General features: G+C 35.3%; 14 protein-coding genes. 4 read left to right on the top strand and 10 right to left on the bottom strand.

Annotated elements, in window-relative coordinates; all coding sequences use genetic code 11:
- Positions 1-30: 30 nt before the first annotated feature.
- The 10 genes from AC1EUY_RS03345 to AC1EUY_RS03300 form a co-directional block, all read right to left on the bottom strand.
- Positions 31-1,605, bottom strand: a complete 1,575-nt coding sequence (locus tag AC1EUY_RS03345; RefSeq protein WP_480194083.1) for a family 20 glycosylhydrolase — start codon at positions 1,603-1,605, stop codon at positions 31-33.
- Between the two features lie 11 nt (positions 1,606-1,616).
- Entirely contained in the window at positions 1,617-3,989 is a 2,373-nt protein-coding gene (locus AC1EUY_RS03340) for a penicillin acylase family protein (protein WP_480194082.1), read from the bottom strand.
- 213 nt (positions 3,990-4,202) lie between these two features.
- Positions 4,203-5,975: a cytochrome c oxidase subunit I gene (locus AC1EUY_RS03335; protein ID WP_480194081.1), complete on the bottom strand. Its 1,773-nt coding sequence runs from the start codon at positions 5,973-5,975 to the stop codon at positions 4,203-4,205.
- Between the two features lie 21 nt (positions 5,976-5,996).
- Positions 5,997-7,037, bottom strand: coding sequence for a cytochrome c oxidase subunit II (locus tag AC1EUY_RS03330; protein WP_480194080.1), 1,041 nt, complete (start codon positions 7,035-7,037; stop codon positions 5,997-5,999).
- 21 nt (positions 7,038-7,058) lie between these two features.
- Positions 7,059-8,606 carry a quinol:cytochrome C oxidoreductase gene (locus AC1EUY_RS03325; RefSeq protein ID WP_480194079.1) on the bottom strand — a complete coding sequence of 516 codons (1,548 nt, stop codon included), beginning with the start codon at positions 8,604-8,606 and terminating at the stop codon, positions 7,059-7,061.
- 26 nt (positions 8,607-8,632) lie between these two features.
- Complete coding sequence (locus AC1EUY_RS03320; RefSeq protein WP_480194078.1) at positions 8,633-9,196, bottom strand: c-type cytochrome; 564 nt, start codon at positions 9,194-9,196, stop codon at positions 8,633-8,635.
- A gap of 6 nt (positions 9,197-9,202) precedes the next feature.
- The gene (locus AC1EUY_RS03315) at positions 9,203-9,727 is read right to left on the bottom strand and encodes a DUF3341 domain-containing protein (RefSeq protein WP_480194077.1); all 525 of its coding nucleotides are present in this window, start codon (positions 9,725-9,727) and stop codon (positions 9,203-9,205) included.
- Positions 9,728-9,729: 2 nt separating this feature from the next.
- Positions 9,730-11,556 carry an NrfD/PsrC family molybdoenzyme membrane anchor subunit gene (gene nrfD, locus AC1EUY_RS03310; protein ID WP_480194164.1) on the bottom strand — a complete coding sequence of 609 codons (1,827 nt, stop codon included), beginning with the start codon at positions 11,554-11,556 and terminating at the stop codon, positions 9,730-9,732.
- Between the two features lie 19 nt (positions 11,557-11,575).
- Positions 11,576-14,647, bottom strand: coding sequence for a TAT-variant-translocated molybdopterin oxidoreductase (locus AC1EUY_RS03305; protein WP_480194076.1), 3,072 nt, complete (start codon positions 14,645-14,647; stop codon positions 11,576-11,578).
- A gap of 48 nt (positions 14,648-14,695) precedes the next feature.
- The gene (locus tag AC1EUY_RS03300; RefSeq protein ID WP_480194075.1) at positions 14,696-15,907 is read right to left on the bottom strand and encodes a c-type cytochrome; all 1,212 of its coding nucleotides are present in this window, start codon (positions 15,905-15,907) and stop codon (positions 14,696-14,698) included.
- 228 nt (positions 15,908-16,135) lie between these two features.
- Here AC1EUY_RS03300 and AC1EUY_RS03295 point away from each other — a divergent pair, with 228 nt between their 5' ends.
- The 4 genes from AC1EUY_RS03295 to AC1EUY_RS03280 all read left to right on the top strand — a co-directional run bounded on the left by AC1EUY_RS03295 (position 16,136) and on the right by AC1EUY_RS03280 (position 20,889).
- Positions 16,136-16,549 carry an SPOR domain-containing protein gene (locus AC1EUY_RS03295; RefSeq protein WP_480194074.1) on the top strand — a complete coding sequence of 138 codons (414 nt, stop codon included), beginning with the start codon at positions 16,136-16,138 and terminating at the stop codon, positions 16,547-16,549.
- A 75-nt stretch (positions 16,550-16,624) separates the two neighbouring features.
- Positions 16,625-17,647 carry a Holliday junction branch migration DNA helicase RuvB gene (ruvB, locus tag AC1EUY_RS03290; protein ID WP_480194073.1) on the top strand — a complete coding sequence of 341 codons (1,023 nt, stop codon included), beginning with the start codon at positions 16,625-16,627 and terminating at the stop codon, positions 17,645-17,647.
- On the top strand, positions 17,644-18,567 hold the full coding sequence (gene queG / locus AC1EUY_RS03285) for a tRNA epoxyqueuosine(34) reductase QueG (RefSeq protein ID WP_480194072.1): 924 nt from the start codon (positions 17,644-17,646) through the stop codon (positions 18,565-18,567). The genes ruvB and queG overlap by 4 nt, the downstream gene beginning before the upstream one ends.
- Positions 18,568-18,612: 45 nt before the next feature.
- Entirely contained in the window at positions 18,613-20,889 is a 2,277-nt protein-coding gene (locus AC1EUY_RS03280; protein ID WP_480194071.1) for an NADP-dependent malic enzyme, read from the top strand.
- Positions 20,890-20,942: the final 53 nt, after the last annotated feature.

The raw sequence follows: 20,942 nt of genomic DNA, 5'->3' as shown, positions 1-20,942 counted from the left end.
ATTTGCTTCTATATACTACAAGTTTTACACTTACTCCTGCCAATCAATTTTAGCTGTTTTATAATAATTAACTTTCATACGATCTAAAAAAGATTGATGTTTTGCTAAACGTTTTTTATAATCTTCCCAATTACGATTTTCTTTAGATGTCCACCCTAATTCAGCATAGCCTATAACTCTTGGAAAAGCCAAATATTCTAATTCTGATATGTTCGTAATCGTTTCTGACCATAAAGGTGCTTCAATTCCCAGTATATGTTCTCTAGCAATACCTTTATAATCTTCAGGATGCCATTGATAGGCCTTTTTAACAGGAATATAACCTGCCCATCGTAAACCATATGTTGACAATGAATCATATTTCATATCTAAATACGCATGTTTTGCAGGAGACATAATAATCTTCATTTTGTTTTGAATCGAATTATTTACAAAATCAGCATGACGCCAAAACTGAGATATACTATTAGAACTTAAACTTGCTTGCCCTATTTCATCCCATCCTATAAGTTGTTTATCATATTTTTGTACAATCTTTTCTACGCGTTCCACAAAATAGATATAATCATTTTTCTTAGTTGCTTCGCTCTCGTCACCACCAATATGAAAGTAAGGACCCGGTGTCATTTTAGATATCTCTCGAACTACGTCATCAATAAATGTATATACTGTATCCTTTCTAGTATCAAACGTGCTAAAACCAACACGCATTCCTGTATAAATCTGTGCTTTTTTACCGTTACCATTTAGGATGGGGTAGGATGCCGAAGCCGCACTTGTATGCTCTGGCATATCGATCTCGGGTACAATAGTTATGTGATGTTTTGTAGCATAGGCTACAATATCTTTATACTCTTCTTGTGTATAAAAACCTCCTTTTCCCCCTCCTACAGCAGTTTGTCCACCAATTTCAGTGAGCTTTGGCCATGATTTAATTTCAATACGCCAACCTTGATCATCACTTAAATGTAAATGCAACACATTGTATTTATAATAGGCTAAGAGATTAATATACCTTTTAATATCTGCTACTGTGAAAAAATGACGTGCTACGTCTAACATCGTACCACGATATTCAAAAGTGGGTTGGTCTGTTATTATCCCTGTAGGGATCACCCAAATTGGGTTTGATGTAAGGGTATCATTTACTTTTTTAGGAATTAATTGTCTAAAGGTTTGCACACCTCTAAAGGCACCTTCAGCCGTTTGTGAACGCAAAATCACAGAATCTTGTGAGATTTTTAATACATATGATTCGTTTGCGTTTAACGAACTCTCTTTCGATTTTTCAAGATAAATGCTAGGCTCACTATTTTTAGTTACTTCAGGATTGATAATAAGTTTTAATCCCGTTTTATTATGTATTTTTTCTTTAAGAAATGAAGCTACTTCTTTAACATCTTGCTGTGCGTAAATTGCCGTAAAGGAATCTAAAGGAAATCCCGAATGGGTAGCTTCTACCTGTAATGGTTTTGGAATAATTGCCGCTTTAGTTATGTCGGTTTTAGGAAAAGCAAGTTTACGATCTGACTTATTTTCTTGACATGAAAGCACCACCGAAATACAGCATACCAATAGGATATATAATATATTTTTAAGCTTCATTTTTTCTCTTGTTAATTTGTTGGTTTAAATACCAGCTTTTGCTTGCTTTTTTGAATCGTTTCTTTATTTAATAACATGGGTATAAATTCTCCATCTACATATTTTTGTGCTTGATCTTTATAATGAGTACTAAAAGGATTTCCTGATTGTCCAGTTGGAGAAATGCTCATACTATTTTCAATATCTGAAAAGTCAATTACTCGGCGTGTTGATGGTCCCGAATTTACTTTATAATACCCTGTACTATCTAATTTGAAACTTAAATTATTAATCACTTCTTTTCCTCCATTAATTTCAAATGGTCCGACATTAAAATAACTGCGTAACAATTTTACTTGCCCCATTGGATGTGGATGTTCTATGGTATGCACACGATTCCAAGTCCATGAATTCATATCATCTCCTAACTGATTTTCTAAGAAGTTGACAGCTTCTTTTAGTGACTTAGAAATAATATCATGCTTCGTTTCTTTTATGTTTTTTGTTGTGATATCATCCCACCAAACAGAGGTATCTCTCGCCATTTGATTGGCTGCCACTTTCTTTTGTTGCGAAGTATTTAAAAAGGTATAAAAAGTAGTTCCCATTTCGTCTAAATAGGTGTTTTCTAACCATTCATAGATAAAGCGATTATAAATGGTAGGTGCTACGTTTCGTAAATTATAATTACCATCCCAAGCTTTTAATAATTGTAATACTTTCTGTTCTTTTTCTGAAAAATCTGTTTCATTGATATCTTTAAAGGCTCTTTCTACCATTACAGGTGTCATAGCACTGGTTACATCATTGATCATCACCATAACATCTTGTTTAGTAAAATCATGCTTAGCTTCCAGTAAATTTACTATACGCTTGGCTCGATCTTCGGGTTGATAATACCCAGGATATAAAATTCCTGCAATAGAATCTGGTTGATTGTTTGCTGAATAGACATAATGCCAAGAAGGATTGATTGCTTGTGGATTTTCTTCAAAATCTAGCAACTCTTTTTCATCATCTGCACTATTTCCATTCAAGATCAATTTAGAATTTACTTCATTTTTAAATTTATGAAGTTTACCAGAGGCAAACCAAGCGATGTTATTTTGAGCGTCCCCATACATAACATTCAATCCTGGTGCATGAATCATCTTCGCGGCCTCTTTAAATTCTGTTAAAGAATTTGCATGTGACATTTGATAGGATACATCGAGCATTTTATTTTCAAAATTAGTGTAAACCCAATCCATAGCGATGAGCCTATCATCGTGTATCTGTTCAATTACATCATTCACTATTGGTCCATGATTACTTACTCGTAAGTCATACGAAATCGTTTCTCCATCTTTTACTTTGATATTCTTTTTAAGAATTTGATACTCTTTTGGTCCTTTAGGTGTCATATACTGACTGTCGTTTTCGGGATTATTTTCTTCAAAATAAAAATCGAGATCATCATTGGCAAACATAGTTAGTCCATACGCGTAGTCTCTATTATGACCCAGTAAAGGAAATGGAGTTAATGCTAAATTATAACCATAGAGTTCGTAGGTAGGCGTTACTATATGCGACTGATACCAAACAGCTGGTTGTGAAAAAGCAATATGCGGGTCATTAGCGAAAATCACCTTCCCATTTTTCGTTTTTTCTGGACCAATTACCCAACTATTACTTCCAATAAAAGGAGGTACTGGTAGTGTTTCATAAATAGTATTGACCGCTTTTGCCAAGCGACTTTCAAAAATCGCATTCTTTTCATTTTTAATTAATGTAGTAGTACTGTCTATATACACTTCCAATTCAGCTAAATAAGCTGCACCTAATTTTTCTTTGACTTCAGTTAATACAGGTTCTGTTTTATGGGCAATGGCAAAACTAAAACCCATGTAACCAATGACATTATAGATATCTTTTAAGGTATATTCTTCTTTTTCTAAACCTACCAAATAGAATTCTATAGGCGTTGGGCCTTCTTGTATAAACTGATTAATACCGTCTAAATAGGCGATTGCTTCTTTATATGCTTTGCTGTTTGTATCAAGATTTTTAATGGTTTCTTCAGCGGCTTCTTCAATACCCAAACTCGAAAAAAACTTATCATTCCGTATTAACTTTTCACCAAATAGTTCAGAAAGTCTCCCAGCAGCGATCCTACGAACGAGTTCCATTTGCCATAGCCTGTCTTGCGCATGTACATAGCCTAAAGCTCTTCTTGCGTCTAACTCATTTTGTGCATAGATATGTGGCACACCATTCGCGTCGTAATATACATCAACTTGGTCTTGTAGATTTTTTAATTCTAAATTTCCTTGGTAGGTAGGTCTCAAGCTATTTGTAAATAGAAATCCACTTAAAAGTGTGATAATTAATAGTACGAGAATTGTAAATACTATTTTTTTTAGCATTGAAACAAGTATAAATATTAATGAAAATTAAAAATACAATATATAGCTATAAAATTTCGGCTTTTTTAGTAACTTTATGACAAAGTAGCGGGAAGGGGATTTAAATAAAAACCGCGACTTAATTCACGGCACCCAACTTCTTGGGTGCTTTTTTGTATAAAAAAACCTCAGAGAAGTCTGAGGTTTTTACTATATAAATGATAATATTTATTGCTAAAATTCTTCTTCTCCTTCTCGAATAGGAACTGTTTGTGGTGTGAAATCTTGTCCGCCCCACAATTCTCCATTCTCATCAGTCTTACTATAATCGTACGCCCAACGATGTACAGCTGGTATTTCTCCTGGCCAGTTACCATGTATATGTTCAACAGGTGCTGTCCATTCTAAAGTATTTGAATTCCAAGGGTTTTGAGAAGCTTTTGGTCCTCTATAAATACTCATAAAGAAGTTTCCTAAAAAGATAAGCTGTGCAAGACCTCCTATAATAGCAAACACTGTAATTACCTGATTAATATGTAATAAATCATCAAAAATAGGGAATGCTGTATTGTTATAGTATCTTCTTGGCAATCCTGCCAGTCCTGTAAAGTGCATTGGGAAGAATACCCCATATGCAGAGATTGCTGTTAGCCAAAAATGTAAATACCCAAGATCTTTATTCATCATTCTTCCATACATTTTAGGGAACCAATGATAAACTCCTGCAAACATACCAAAGATTGCAGACACCCCCATTACCAGGTGAAAGTGTGCTACTACAAACATGGTATCGTGTACATTAATATCTAAGGCACTATCACCTAAAATTAATCCTGTTAAACCACCAGAAATGAATGTAGAGACCAAACCTATAGAAAACATCATTGCGGGATTGAGCTGTAAGTTTCCTTTCCAGAGTGTGGTGATATAGTTAAATGCTTTTACCGCAGATGGGATTGCAATCAATAATGTTGTAAAGGTAAATACCGATCCTAAAAACGGATTCATACCTGTTACGAACATATGGTGCCCCCATACAATTGTCGATAAGAAAGCAATCGCTATAATAGAACCTATCATGGCTCGATAACCAAAAATAGGTTTTCGTGAATTTGTTGCAATCACTTCAGATGTTAATCCTAACGCTGGTAATAAGATAATATATACTTCGGGATGCCCTAAGAACCAGAAAAGGTGTTCAAATAATACGGGGGAACCTCCTTTATAATGCAACACTTCACCCGAAATAAAAATATCTGATAAATAGAACGAAGTACCAAAACTTCTATCGAATATTAAAAGTAACGCAGCAGATAATAATACTGGAAATGAAATAACACCAATAATTGCTGTAATAAAGAATGCCCATATAGTTAATGGTAATCTTGTCATCTTCATTCCTTTAGTACGCAGGTTTAATACCGTTACGATATAATTTAAAGATCCTAATAAAGAAGATGCAATAAAAATTGCCATAGATACCAACCATAACGTCATACCCATACCTGAACCAGACATTGCCTGAGGTAAAGCACTTAATGGTGGATAAATGGTCCAACCTGCTGATGCTGGTCCTGCTTCTACAAACAAAGAAGCAACCATAATCACACTAGATAAAAAGAACATCCAGTATGATAACATATTTAAAAAACCTGATGCCATATCTCGTGCACCAATTTGTAAAGGAATTAATAAGTTACTAAATGTACCACTTAACCCAGCTGTTAAGACAAAAAATACCATGATGGTACCATGTATAGTTACCAGAGCAAGATACATATCTGGGGTCATAACACCTCCCTCACCACCTTTACCTAAAAAGGCTTCAATGATACTAAATTTTTGTTCTGGATACGCTAATTGTAAACGAAATAACATAGACATAAAAATACCTATGATACCCATGATCATACCAGTAATTAAATACTGTTTTGCGATCATTTTATGATCTTGACTAAAGATATACTTCGTTACAAAAGTTTCTTTATGATGATGATGATCTGACATATCTCTATTTCTTTATTTCTTTTAGTTTAAAGTTTGTGCTAACGTCTTTTGAGTGGCAATCCACTTATTAAATTCCTCTTCTTCTTCTACTACTATTTTTAATTGCATATTGTAGTGTGATGCACCACAAATCTTATTACATAGTAATAAATAGTCAAATTCTACTGGGTCTTTTCCTTCGGTCTTTCTTAAAGCATTAATTTTTTCAAATTTTGTCTTTGTATCAGGATATTCACGCATCTCTTCTGTTGTCACAGACGGCGTGTAAGCAATTTGTGTGACCATACCTGGTACACAATTCATTTGTGCTCTAAAATGTGGCATATAAGCTGAATGCAAAACATCTTGCGAACGCAATTTAAAAATCACTTTCCTTCCTTTTGGTAGATGTAATTCTTTTACAAAAGACGTAGGGTCTGCTACCACAGGTATATCATCTGAGGCATTCTTATCAGACATATCTACACCCATTATGTTTAGACCTTCTATAAAACGTACATTAGCAGCTCCTAAAACATTATCTTCTCCTGCATAACGAGCATCCCATTTAAATTGCTGCGCATAAAGTTCTATAACTAAAGGATCGTCTTCATCAGAAAAATCCATTACTTGGTTCCACGTCCATAAACCATAAATAATTAAGAACGTTAACACAATAGCAGGGGTAACTGTCCACCATAACTCTAACTTATGACTATCTGCAAAGAATAATGCTTTTCTACCTTCAACTCCTCTATATTTCCAAGTAAAGAAGAAAATCAAAAATTGTAAAATAAACTGAACAACCAGAATTAGGGTCATTGTTATTTTAAACAGTACATCAATATGATATCCTTCTGAAGAAGCTGATAATTGAGGTAATAATACATCTTTACCTCCATACATACTGTATAGCATCAATCCATATAAGAAACCCATAAGGACTAACATTAACCATCCGTTAATATTATTTTCTCTTGGAGTTGCTGCCTGATTACCTTTAGTTAGTCCTAAAAGCTTCACAAATTGCCAACATGCAACTGCAATTACTACAAATATTAATATATAAAATAATGCCTTCATCTTAAAATTGATAATTTTCTTTTAGTAATGAAATATTTCACTTTCTTTCAATAACGGATTTCCTTTTGGCTCTAATGGTGCCTTTGTTAAGGCATTGAACACTACATAAATAAAGAGACCTAAAAAGAAGAACAATGCTCCGAATTCAGGAACTCCAAAGTGCCAATTACTACCTACGGTACCTGGTGCAATCATTACAAATAAATCAATATAATGACCTGCTAGTATTATTAAACCTGCAATTACCAAAAACCAAGGAACTCGCTTGTAATCACTATTCATTAACACCAATATTGGAAACGCAAAGTTCATAACAATCATACCTATAAATAATGGTTGATACGTACCTACTAAACGAGGGTAGAAATACGTTGTTTCTTCAGGAATATTTGCGTACCACTGTAACATAAATTGTGCAAAAAATAAATACGTCCAGAAAATACTAAAGGCAAACATATACTTTGCTAAATCGTGGATGTGACTATCATTTACCTTTGGTAAATACCCTCTAGATTTTAAGTAGATTGTTACAAAAGCAATCACTGTAATTGCTGAAACAAACATACTTGCAAATACATAAAAAGGATATAATTGACTAAACCAGTGATGGTCGATAGACATTAACCAGTCGAACGCCATAAATAATTCTGTTGTTAAGAAAACCACTAAAAACACTACAGATAGTGTGAAATTTCTCTTGTAATGCTTCAAATCTGAAGCCGTGTCTTGTGCTCTTGAGTTTTTAACAATAAAATGTCTAAAGCCAATCCAAATTAACACATAAATAACTGATCTTATCAACCAGCCTGGTATGTTTAACCACCAATCTTTTACTTCCATTGCATAATCATAGTTCTCTGCTGTAGGATCTATACTGGTGTACATCCAAGCAAACATATGATTACCATGACCTACTGATGACCAAATTAAAAATATCAATACTATAATAGATCCTGGTAAAATATAAGCTGAAATCCCTTCCATTACTCTAAAAATTAATGGAGACCATCCTGCTGTAGCCGCTCTTTGTATGCAGTAATATACAAATGCACATACACTCACCAATAAGAAAAATAACATTGCAGTATATAGGGCTGTCCATGGTCTATTTTTAGCAAATGTAAGTTCATGCTCTAAATGTGCTTGTTCGTCAACTTCTCCATGCCCATCTCCGTGACTATCGGTGGTAACAACATGTGTTTCTTCTTTATGACCTTCCTGAACTCCATGAGCATCTCCATGTGTGTCATCTTGCTTTTCCTCGGCATTATGAGATTCCTCAGCATGATTCCCTTCCGTATGTGTTGAATCTTGAACTACCTCGGTATGTTTGCTTGTAGAAACAGCATCCTCTTTATGCACAACCGCAAGTTGCTCACTGATATTTTTTGTTTTAGCATGATCTTCCGCAGAAGCATGACCTCCACCATGACTATCATCTTTGTGAAGCATTTCTTTTACCTCTTCAGTAGTTGTTGGAGTACTTAAAAACCCGTAAACAATACCTATTAAACCAATCACCATAAAGGCTAAGGCTAAGGTTTTTAATTTACTTGAAAATGTATACATATCTATAATATTCGGGTAACCGTTATTTACTTTTTTAACATATCGTTTCGTAGTTTCTCTACATACAGCGTCACTTGCCAGCGTTCAGTATCTGTTAACTGAGAGGCATGTGAACCCATAAGATTTCTACCATGCATAATAACATAGTAGATACTACCTTGCGTGATTTCTCTATCTTTATAATTAGGGATTCCTAAAAACTTTTCATTTTGCACTAAAGGTCCTTGACCATCTCCTTTTGTACCATGACAAGTAGCACAATAGATATCATACATCTTTTTACCATTCGCCAAATTAGCTTCCGTTGCTTTTATTGGAGAAAATAAAGAATCTTTTGCTCTTTGATATTCTGCTTCAGAATTACCATATTCGAACGGTAACATAGTTCCTCTAGAAATAGTACCTGCTACTGGTAACTGTGCTGAAGTACTGTCTTTAAATACTGCATCGGCTGAATAAGTCTCATAAGGAACAGGCGTGTACATATCTACATCTGCCATGTATTGTACTTGTCTCTCTCTTTTATTATGACAAGAAGCCAATAATAATATTACTACAAATACAGCTGCTATTTTTATAAAGCTCTTCATATAATTTTAGTGCTTTTCTTTTACGTTAATTTCTATTGCTCCAGAATTTTTTAATAAAGAAGTCAATTGCTCTTCATTACCATCTACAGCTATTTCCATTAAGAATTTATCATCTGTAGTTCTAGGATCTGGATTTTCTGCTTTTCTAAATGGCCAAATTTTGCTTCGCATGTAAAATGTAATTACCATTAAGTGTGCAGCAAAAAATACAGTCATTTCAAATAAAACTGGTACAAAAGCAGGCATGTTCATATAGTATGCAAAACTTGGTTTACCACCTATGTTCATCGGCCAATCTTGAATCATAATAAAGTTTAAGAACCAAGTGGCAAATGCTAACCCTGTTAGACCAAACATAAATGCAGTAATACCCATTCGTGTTCCTTCTAAGCCCATTGCTTTGTCTAAACCATGTACAGGAAAAGGTGTATATACTTCTTCAATATGGTGATGAGCTGCACGAACATCCTTTACGGCTTTCATTAGCACTTCATCATCGTCATATAAAGCGTGAATTACTTTTGAACTCATAATTATGATTTAAGATTTTTAGCTTGACCCGCCCAATCATCACGTTCTGCCCTACCAGGGAAAGAGCCCGTAATGCTATCTAGCAAGTCATATTCTTTTTTAGTCATTTTACTTACCTGATCGAACGTATAGATACCAATCTGGTTTAATGTCTCCTCCATCTTTGGTCCAACACCTTTTATTTTTTTAAGATCATCTGCCGCTTGAGTCGTAGGATCAAAACTACCTAAAGAACTCAATAAGTCATTAGTTTTAGAAGCAAGATCTTCTCCAGAAAAACTAGTACTATCGTCAGTTTCAGAAAGATCTTCAAATGTATTTTCTAAATCATCCTTCATAGTAGTTGCGGCACCTGTACCTATTGCATCATCTAACTTAAGTTTTGTATGATGCGCACTTGTAGTAGGAGCATTATTTGGATTTGCAAATGTGACAGCACCATGGTTTTCCATTACTCTTTTGTAATTATCACCTGTAGATTTTAGTATCGATTTCACCTCTGCCTGAGCAATCACTGGGAACGTTCTTGCATACAATAAGAATAGTACAAAGAAGAAACCTAAGGTACCAATAAAAATACCAATATCAACAAATGTTGGTGAGAACTGTGTCCAAGAAGATGGCAAGTGCCCTCTACTCAAATTGATAACAATAATATCAAAACGCTCAAACCACATACCAATATTGATAAAGATTGAGATGATGAATGTCCAGATATAACTTGTTCTTATCTTTTTAAACCAGAATAATTGTGGAATTACTGAGTTACAGATTATTAACGACCAGAATGCCCACCTGTACGGACCAGTAGCCGCACCCACCGATAAATACACAAAATCTTCATAACTACTACCTGTGTACCATCCCACAAAGAATTCAGATAAATAAGCCACCGTTACGATACCTCCAGTTACTAAAATTACTTTGTTCATATTCTCTACATGTACTCTGGTAATATAATCTTCAAGATTACATACTTTACGCATTATCAATAGTAGTGTTTGTACCATGGCAAATCCTGAGAATACCGCACCTGCAACGAAATAAGGTGGATATACTGTACTATGCCATCCAGGGATCACCGAAGTTGCGAAGTCAAAGGATACAATTGTATGTACAGAAAGTACTAAAGGTGTTGCTAAACCAGCTAATACTAAAGACACTTCTTCAAAGCGTTGCCAATCTTTTGCCTTACCACTCCATCCAAAACTTACCAAGCTGTATATTTTCTTTTGAAAAGGTTTTGTTGCTCGATCGCGAATCATGGCAAAATCAGGCAATAACCCAGTCCACCAGAATACCAACGACACTGTTAAATACGTTGAAATTGCAAATACATCCCATAATAATGGTGAGTTGAAGTTAACCCATAGTGATCCTAATTGATTCGGGATTGGTAATGTATAGAATCCATTCCAGATACGTCCCATGTGAATTAAAGGAAACATACCCGCTTGTACTACCGCAAAGATGGTCATTGCTTCTGCAGAACGGTTAATACCCATTCTCCACTTTTGACGGAATAATAAGAGTACTGCTGAGATTAGTGTTCCGGCATGACCGATACCTACCCACCAAACGAAGTTGGTAATATCCCAAGCCCAGTTAATTCTATTATTTAAACCCCATACACCAATACCAGTTCCGATGGTATAAGCTATGGCACCAAAGCCCCATAACATACATACCAACGCAATGATAAAAGCTATCCACCATGATTTATTTGCTTTACCTTCTATAGGCTTCGCAACATCTACAGTGATATCGTGATAACTCTTATCTCCTGTAATGATGGCTTCTCTAATAGGCGCTTCGTAATGACCCATAATTATATCTAATTCTTAATTATTATAATGTTATTTCTTCGCTTGTATTTCTAACATCTAATTGATAGAATACATTTGGTTGTGTACCTACAAAATCTAAGAGATGAAATGTTCTTTCATCCTTTTTTAGGTGTGATACCTTACTTTCTTCATTATTAATATCTCCAAACTGTAAAGCTCCTGTACTACATGCATTCGCACAAGCTACTTCGAACTCATCTTTCTCAACTGGTCTTCCTTCACGTTTTGCTTTTAAGATGGTTGCCTGTGTCATTTGAATACACATAGAACATTTTTCCATGACACCACGAGAACGTACTACAACATCAGGATTTAAGACCATTCTTCCTAAATCACTATTCATATTATAATCAAACTCGTTGTTATCGAAATACTTAAACCAGTTAAATCTACGTACTTTATAAGGACAGTTATTCGCACAGTAACGCGTACCAATACATCTATTATATGCCATCTGGTTTTGACCTTGACGCCCATGTGATGTTGCCGCTACTGGACATACTGTTTCACAAGGTGCATGGTTACAATGCTGACACATTACTGGCTGGAATGTTACCTCCGGATTTTCTGAAGGAACTGTTTGTGCTTCGAAAAATTCTCCTGAACCAAAAATACCTTCTTCTTTACCACGCTCCTTTGTCATTTCAGAAGAATAATATCTATCGATACGCAACCAATGCATATCTCTACTTTTTCTAACTTCTTCTTTACCAACAACAGGTACATTATTCTCGGCATGACATGCCACTACACAGGCGGCACAACCTGTACATGATGCAAGGTCGATTGATAAATTGAATTTAGGACCGATAGAATCATCGAATTTATCCCATAAATCTACCTTCTCTAAACCAACAGATTGATGTTCTAATTGAACATGCGGTGCAGGATTCCAATCGTGCTTAGGCTTGTTTTTATAATCATCTAGCGTAGTCTCTCTAATAATCTCGTCTCTACCCATTAAGGTATGCTGTAACTGAATACAAGCGAACTCATGACGACCTGCTACTTTCTCAATCGTTACAGGCTGCGTAGTAGAAAAATTCTGATATAATGGATATGCATTTACACCCACTTTCATATTCTCGCTTACACCATCAACTCTACCATATCCCAATGCCAAACCAATCGATCCAGGCGCCTGACCAGGCTGAATATATACGGGAACATTCTCTATAGTTACACCATTTACAGTAACATTTACTAGATTACCATCTAATGCTCCATTAGAAACCGTCCAGTTTTCAATACCATTCGCCTTGGCATCAGCAGCAGACATGGTAACATAATTATCCCAAGAAGTTCTTGTAATCGGATCTGGCAATTCTTGTAACCAAGGATTATTTGCCATTTTACCGTCACCTAGACTTGTTTTGGTGTATAAGTTTAATTCTAAATCAGCAGTCTGTACATTTGCTAAAGCGGAAAGTGCAGCAGCAATATTAACTACAGGAGTATTATCAGCTTCCATACTTTCAACATTTTCTGGAACCACAGAAGATGAATTTGCAGTAAATACACCATCATGTAATGCTTTATTCCAAGAGGTTCCTCCTAGAATTGAAGAATTCCAATATGCTTTTAAATAATCATGGTATGATTTACCAGCTCCAATCCATTTTAATAGGCTGTCTTGAAACTGTCTTGTTTTAAATAGCGGTCTAATAGTTGGTTGTGTTAACCCAAAATGGCCTTTTTTTGTTTGCACATCACCCCAAGCTTCTAAATAATGCGGTGTAGCTGCTACATATTGCGCAGCTTTAGCAGTTGCATTATCGCTTGATGCAAAAGCTACAGACAATCCTACATTCTTAACTGCTTCAGCGAAATCTGCTGCATTTGCTAACGTATAAGCAGGATCGGTATTATACGTAAATAATGCTCCTACTTTACCAGCTTTCATGTCAGCTAGTAACTGAGCTAATTTGCTATCACTACCATTTCTTATATATCTAGGAGCTGTTGTATCAATAGCTTTACTAGCAATCGCTTTGTTTAATGCTAAAGCTACTAGCTGTGCATTTTTATCATTCGAGCCCGTTACAACAACAGCTTTACTACCTGCTTGTTTTAACTGCGACGCTGCTTTTACTACATTTTCATCTGAAGGTGTAGCTCCATTTACTAGTGCATTGTATAAGTCATATAAAACTTTCGCTTGCTGCGATGGCTTTACCATATAGCGTTTATCAGCATTTGCTCCTGTTAACGTCATATTAGACTCGAATTGAATATGACGTGACATTTTTCCTTTTTTAGGAACGCGCCCTTTCGCATAGCCAACTTCAAACCCACCGCCTTGCCAATCACCTAAGAAATCTGCTCCAACAGAAACAATAACAGCCGCTTTGCTAAAATCATAATCAGGTAAGGCTCTTTCTCCATACATCGCCTCATAAGCATCTAAAGCTGCAGATTCTGAAATCGCATCATAAGTTACATGCTCTGTATTAGGATATAAGGCTGTAAAATCTTTAATAATATTCTCTGTAGAAGGACTTGCTAATGTTCCCGTGAGGAAAACAATCTTTTTATCGCTTCCTTTTAATTTTGCTAATTCACCAGCTACAGCACTATCTAAAGTTGCCCAATCTAAATCTTCACCACCAACTTTAGGCCCTTTAAGGCGATTATTATCGTATAAATTCAATACAGATGCTTGTACTCTAGCATTCGTATCACCATTCGTTTTTGCTAATTTATTTGGCTCAATTTTAATAGGGCGACCTTCACGAACTTTCACTAGTACATTCGCAAAATCAGTACCATTTGCAATAGATGAAGCATAATAATCTGGCACACCTGGCACTACATCATTAGGTTTCACCACATAAGGTATTGATTTTATAACTGGCCCTTCACAAGCAGCCAATGAAGCTGCTGCCGTAGTAAAACCAACATACTTTAGAAAATCTCTACGAGTTGTATCAGAATTTTCTAAGCTTTCTTTATCACCAAGAAATTGATCTGTAGGAATATCTTCAACAAATTCATTTTGCCTTAGCTTTTCAACAATCGAGCTATCTTCTTTAAGCTCTTCAACACTTTTCCAGTATCTCTTGTTTGATGCCATATTAAATTGACTATTTATATTGACTAATGTCTAATTTTTAATTTGATTTTAGTAGTGGCATTTACCACACTCTTTACCACCCATCTGCGCTACTGTCACTTTCTCTATACCATACTTTTTAGATAATTCTTCATGAATTTTAGCATAGTACTCATTCCCTTTTAAATCTACTTCTGTATCTTTATGACATTCAATACACCAACCCATCGTTAACGGAGAGAATTGATACATCTCATCCATCTCTTCTACAGGACCATGACATTGCTGACACTGTAAATTACCAACTGTAACGTGCTGTGAATGATTAAAATAAGCGAAATCTGGCAAATTATGAACTCGTGTCCATTTAATAGGCTTTTGCTCATAACCTTCTATGTACGCAAGCTTTTCTTTATCAAAACCAATTGCATCGTATATTTTCTCGATCTCTTTATCTAGTTCTGCTTTTCCTAAAGTAACACCATCAACAACTACCTTCGTATCTTCTGCCACCTCTTGAATTGATTTATGACAGTTCATACAAACATTTACTGAGGGAATACCTGAAGTTTTACTGTGTTTTGCTGAAGAATGGCAATATTGACAATCTATTTTATTATCTCCAGCATGTATTTTATGTGAAAATGCAATGGGTTGTATCGGCTCATACCCTTGATCTACACCTATACTCATTAATGCATAATACCCAAAATAACCAGTAGTTAACAGCAACGCAATCGTAGTTACTAATTTTAAAAATTCATTATTACTTTTAAAATACACCCACAAAGCTAACAGCAATAAGACAGCTAAAACCACATACGTCATCCAAGCCGTAGAAGGTTCTTCTTTCACTTCCTCATCACCTCCTCCACCTACTGATGCAGGTTTTAACATATCTGCATTCTTAGTATATAAAAGTATCGCATCTATATCTTCATCAGATAACTGAGGAAACGCAGTCATTACTGAACCATTGTATTCATTAAAAATTGCGATTGCATCAGCGTCTCCACTGGCTCTTAAAGCGGCGTTATCTTTTATCCATAACTTTAACCATTCATCTGTACGTCTTTCGGTTACATCACCTAGAGCTGGCCCTATTAAAACACCTTCTAATTTATGACATGAAGCACAATTAGCATTAAATATTTTCTTACCCTTAACCACTGTTAATGAGTCAATTTCTTGCGCGTATAGCTGAAAAGAAAAAAGAAAAAAAAGCGAAAGACTTGAAATGAATAATCTTAAGGTTTGATTGTGTTTTTCGACACTTTTCATATTGTAAAGTATATTTCTGTCTATTTTGGTATAGTTTTTTCTTTATAACAGACAATGTATCATCTAAACACAATACACCCTGTAAAAAAGATTGCACAAAAATACTATTTAAAAGTAGTATTCAAAATCTAAAAATAATGTTAAATGTAATTTATAATAATTCTAAATAAGCTTTTTTTAACGACAACAAAAAACAATATTTTATTTTTGCACAAATATCAATTCAAAATGAGAAGGTTACCATTTATATATATACCAATTATAGCCATTTTATGTTTGGCTTTTTCAACTCAAATCACAGCGCAAGATTCTACGAAATTACCTGAAGGAACTGTTAAAGTTGAAGTAAGCGAAGGTATTAAGAGGTTAATTGCTAAAAAAAGACACTACAATCGCACTAAGAAATATATTAAAGGCTATAAAGTTCAATTATTTTATGGTTCTGAGCAGGGTGCTATCGATGTAAAAACGAAATTTGAGAGTGTTTTTACCGAAACCAGAGCCAGTTTAGATTTTGACACGCCTTATTGGAAAGTAATTGTTGGTAATTACAAAACTCGATTAGAAGCAGACAGAGCCTTGGTAGAAATTAAAGAAGCCTTTCCTAGTGCTATACCTATTCCGGCCAAAGTGAAGATTTAAATATCCCAATACAAATATTTTAGAAAGCATCTTCTTAATTGAGAATGCTTTTCTTTTTAATATATCTTTGTTTTTATGAATGAGCATTTAGATGCTTCGGGTGAACATCTTTCACACGAAGAAATAGATATAGAAAAAAAATTACGTCCACTAGCCTTCGATGATTTTACGGGTCAAGATCAGGTTATTGAGAATCTAAAGATATTTGTAGAGGCAGCGAATCAACGTGACGAGGCACTCGATCACACTTTATTTCATGGCCCTCCTGGACTGGGCAAAACTACCTTAGCCCATATACTTAGCAATGAATTAAATGCAAATATTAAGGTTACCTCTGGCCCTGTATTAGATAAACCTGGCGATCTTGCAGGATTATTAACGAATCTTAACGAACGTGATGTACTATTTATTGATGAGATTCATCGCTTGAGTCCTATTGTGGAGGAATATCTATATTCTGCTATGGAAGATTATAAGATAGACATCATGATCGAATCAGGGCCTAATGCTAGAACAGTACAGCTAAATCTAGAACCTTTTACATTGGTAGGAGCTACAACGCGTTCTGGTTTATTAACTGCGCCTATGCGTGCTCGCTTTGGTATTAGCAGTCGGCTTAATTATTATAAAACTGATCTATTAACCACCATTGTGCAACGTAGCGCTAAAATTTTACATGTGCCTATTTCTATGGAAGCAGCCATCGAAATTGCTGGTCGTAGTCGTGGAACCCCTAGAATAGCGAATGCGTTATTGCGTCGTGTGCGTGACTTTGCCCAAATAAAAGGTGATGGAACCATCAATATTCAAATTGCTAAATACGCTTTGAAGGCCTTGAATGTAGATGCGCATGGTTTAGATGAAATGGATAATAAAATATTACTCACCATTATCGATAAATTTAAAGGGGGACCTGTTGGTCTTTCTACACTTGCCACTGCTGTGGGAGAAAATGCCGAAACCATAGAAGAGGTATATGAACCTTTTTTAATTCAGGAAGGTTTTATTATGCGAACTCCTCGCGGTCGCGAGGCAACTGAATCTGCTTATAAACATTTAGGGCGTATTAAAACAGGAAAGCAAGGAGGATTATTTTGAGTTTTAAACATAAAAACACCCAACTTATAAAATCCGAAGCCAAACGCCTCGGATTTTTGTCTTGCGGTATTAGCAAAGCTGGGTTTTTAGAAGAAGAAGCACCTCGATTAGAAAAATGGCTCAACCAACATATGCATGGTGAAATGCAGTATATGGAGAATCATTTTGATAAACGACTTAATCCTATAAAATTAGTCGAAGATTCTAAATCTGTCATTTCTTTGTTGTTGAATTATTATCCTAAACAAGAGCAAAAAGCTGGTAGCTATAAGCTATCAAAATATGCCTATGGCGCTGATTATCATTTCGTCATAAAAGACAAACTCAAAGCATTATTGAATTTTATTCAAGAAGAGATAGGCGAAGTTCATGGTCGTGCCTTTGTAGATTCTGCTCCTGTTTTAGATAAAGCCTGGGCAGCAAAATCGGGTTTGGGTTGGATCGGAAAACATAGCAATCTATTAACCCAACAAGTCGGTTCTTTTTATTTTATAGCTGAATTAATTGTCGATTTAGATTTAGAATATGACACTCCAGTTACCGATCATTGTGGCACCTGCACGGCTTGTATAGATGCTTGCCCAACAGAAGCTATTGTAGAGCCTTATGTAGTTGATGGTAGTAAATGTATATCCTATTTTACCATTGAATTAAAAAATGAATTACCAACATCTATGAAAGGTCAATTTGATAATTGGATGTTTGGCTGCGACGTGTGTCAAGATATATGTCCATGGAATCGATTTTCGAAATCACATCAAGAACCATTGTTTAATCCACATCCTGAATTACTATCAATGACTCAAAAAGATTGGGAAGAAATTACGGAAGATGTATTCAAAAAAATCTTTAAAAAATCTGCCGTAAAACGCACTAAATTTTCAGGACTCAAAAGAAACATTCAATTTTTAAAAGATTAGTCCACCAACTTTTTACCTTTGTATTTATAATTTAGACAACTTTCTATGAGCAATAATAGACAGAAAAAAGCAGCTTTAAATTACCATGCGCAACCTAAGCCTGGTAAAATTCAGGTTATACCTACAAAAAAACATGCTACGCAAAGGGATCTCTCTTTAGCTTATTCACCTGGTGTAGCTGAACCTTGTCTAGAAATTGCCAAAAATAAAAGTGATGTTTACAAATACACCACTAAGGGTAATTTGGTTGCTGTAATCTCTAATGGCACAGCTGTTCTAGGTCTAGGTAATATAGGTCCCGAGGCATCTAAACCTGTAATGGAAGGAAAAGGGTTGCTTTTTAAAATATTTGCCGATATAGATGTATTTGATATTGAGGTTGACACAACAGACGTAGATACTTTTGTAGAAACTGTAAAAAATATTGCACCAACCTTTGGGGGTATTAATTTAGAAGACATTAAAGCACCTGAAGCTTTTGAAATAGAGTGCCGTCTTAAGGAAGAATTAGATATTCCTGTGATGCACGACGACCAGCATGGTACAGCCATTATCTCTGCCGCGGCTTTAAAAAATGCTTGTGAAATAGCCGAAAAAGACATTTCGAAAGTGCGAATCGTTGTAAGCGGTGCTGGTGCCGCCGCTGTTTCTTGTACAAAACTTTACATTAAGTTAGGAGCAAATCCTAAAAATATAGTAATGCTCGATAGTAAAGGTGTAATTAGAAAAGATAGAAGCAATTTAACACCTTCTAAAGCTGAATTTGCAACCCATAGAAAAATAGACACCTTAGATGAGGCAATGAAAGATGCTGATGTATTTATTGGTTTGTCGCAAGGTAATATTGTATCGCCCGAAATGATTAACTCTATGGCAAAGAATCCTATCGTATTTGCGATGGCGAATCCAGATCCTGAAATTCCTTATGATATAGCCATTAAAACTAGAAAAGATATCATTATGGCAACGGGTCGTTCAGATCACCCTAATCAAGTGAATAATGTTCTCGGGTTTCCTTTCATATTTAGAGGCGCGCTAGATGTACGGGCTACAGCAATTAATGAAGAAATGAAAATGGCTGCTGTACATGCCTTGGCAGATTTAGCAAAACACCCAGTACCAGAGCAAGTAAATATCGTATATGATGAAGTGAATTTAAGTTACGGTAGAAATTATATAATTCCTAAGCCATTTGACCCAAGATTAATTTATGAAATTCCTCCTGCAATAGCGAAAGCAGCCATAGATTCTGGTGTCGCAACCGAACCCATAAAAGATTGGGAAGCGTATCGTGATGAATTAATGGAGCGTCTCGGTACAGGTAATAAAGTAATTAGATTAATACACAATCGTGCAAAAGCAGATCCAAAACGTGTTGTTTTCGCTGAAGCAGATCACCTAGATGTATTAAAAGCTGCCCAAATTGTAAATGACGAAGGTATAGGTATTCCTATTCTTTTAGGTGATAAAGAAACCATTTTAGAACTTAAAGAAGAATTAGGATTTGATGCTGATGTAGAAATCATAGATCCGAAAAGTAGAGAAGAAAAGACCAGAAGAGATCATTTTGCACAAATTTATTGGAATACACGACAACGCAAAGGTATTAAGTTATTAGATGCTCAAAAATGGATGCGTCAACGTAATTATTTTGCAGCTATGATGGTGAATGAAGGTGAGGCTGATGCACTTATTACGGGTTATACACGTAATTATGCTACCGTAGTAAAGCCAATGTTAGAATTAGTGGGTACGGCTCCTGGCGTGACCAGAATTGCTGCCTCTAATTTAATGCTTACAAAACGAGGTCCTATTTTTTTGGCCGACACCACTATAAATATCGATCCAACTTCAGAACAACTAGCAAAAATTTCGCAACTTACAGCCTCTTTAGCAAAGCTATTTGGTATTAAACCTAATATAGCCATGTTGTCTTTCTCAAATTTTGGAGCTTCAGATACCAAGAATGCACAAAAGATATCTAATGCTATCAAACAAATACATGACAAATATCCTAATGTAGTTATCGATGGAGAAATTCAAGCTGATTTTGCCTTGAACCCTGAGTTATTAAAAAAAGAATTTCCATTTTCGAAACTAGTAGATAAAAAAGCAAACGTGTTAATTTTTCCAAATTTAGATTCAGCAAATATCACCTATAAGCTTATGAAAGAGCTATATGAAGCGGAGTCTATTGGACCCATAATGCTAGGCATGAAAAAGCCAGCACATATATTACAATTGGGTGCCAGTGTTGATGAAATGGTAAATATGACGGCTGTTGCTGTGATTGATGCTCAAGAAAAAGCGAAAATTAATTAAATTTTGTTTTATTTGTAACCTAATTATAATAACTCTATTTTACTATATGGCAT

Source organism: Maritimimonas sp. 2210JD6-3 (genome assembly GCF_056591795.1).
This window is presented reverse-complemented; position numbering and strand designations above follow the sequence as displayed.

What these genes read in the sequence shown, in the direction of transcription:
- AC1EUY_RS03345 (WP_480194083.1), bottom strand. Translation starts at nt 1,605, where the DNA reads ATGAAGCTTAAAAATATATTATATATCCTATTGGTATGCTGTATTTCG.
- AC1EUY_RS03340 (WP_480194082.1), bottom strand. Translation starts at nt 3,989, where the DNA reads ATGCTAAAAAAAATAGTATTTACAATTCTCGTACTATTAATTATCACA.
- AC1EUY_RS03335 (WP_480194081.1), bottom strand. Translation starts at nt 5,975, where the DNA reads ATGTCAGATCATCATCATCATAAAGAAACTTTTGTAACGAAGTATATC.
- AC1EUY_RS03330 (WP_480194080.1), bottom strand. Translation starts at nt 7,037, where the DNA reads ATGAAGGCATTATTTTATATATTAATATTTGTAGTAATTGCAGTTGCA.
- AC1EUY_RS03325 (WP_480194079.1), bottom strand. Translation starts at nt 8,606, where the DNA reads ATGTATACATTTTCAAGTAAATTAAAAACCTTAGCCTTAGCCTTTATG.
- AC1EUY_RS03320 (WP_480194078.1), bottom strand. Translation starts at nt 9,196, where the DNA reads ATGAAGAGCTTTATAAAAATAGCAGCTGTATTTGTAGTAATATTATTA.
- AC1EUY_RS03315 (WP_480194077.1), bottom strand. Translation starts at nt 9,727, where the DNA reads ATGAGTTCAAAAGTAATTCACGCTTTATATGACGATGATGAAGTGCTA.
- AC1EUY_RS03305 (WP_480194076.1), bottom strand. Translation starts at nt 14,647, where the DNA reads ATGGCATCAAACAAGAGATACTGGAAAAGTGTTGAAGAGCTTAAAGAA.
- AC1EUY_RS03300 (WP_480194075.1), bottom strand. Translation starts at nt 15,907, where the DNA reads ATGAAAAGTGTCGAAAAACACAATCAAACCTTAAGATTATTCATTTCA.
- AC1EUY_RS03295 (WP_480194074.1), top strand. Translation starts at nt 16,136, where the DNA reads ATGAGAAGGTTACCATTTATATATATACCAATTATAGCCATTTTATGT.
- ruvB (WP_480194073.1), top strand. Translation starts at nt 16,625, where the DNA reads ATGAATGAGCATTTAGATGCTTCGGGTGAACATCTTTCACACGAAGAA.
- AC1EUY_RS03280 (WP_480194071.1), top strand. Translation starts at nt 18,613, where the DNA reads ATGAGCAATAATAGACAGAAAAAAGCAGCTTTAAATTACCATGCGCAA.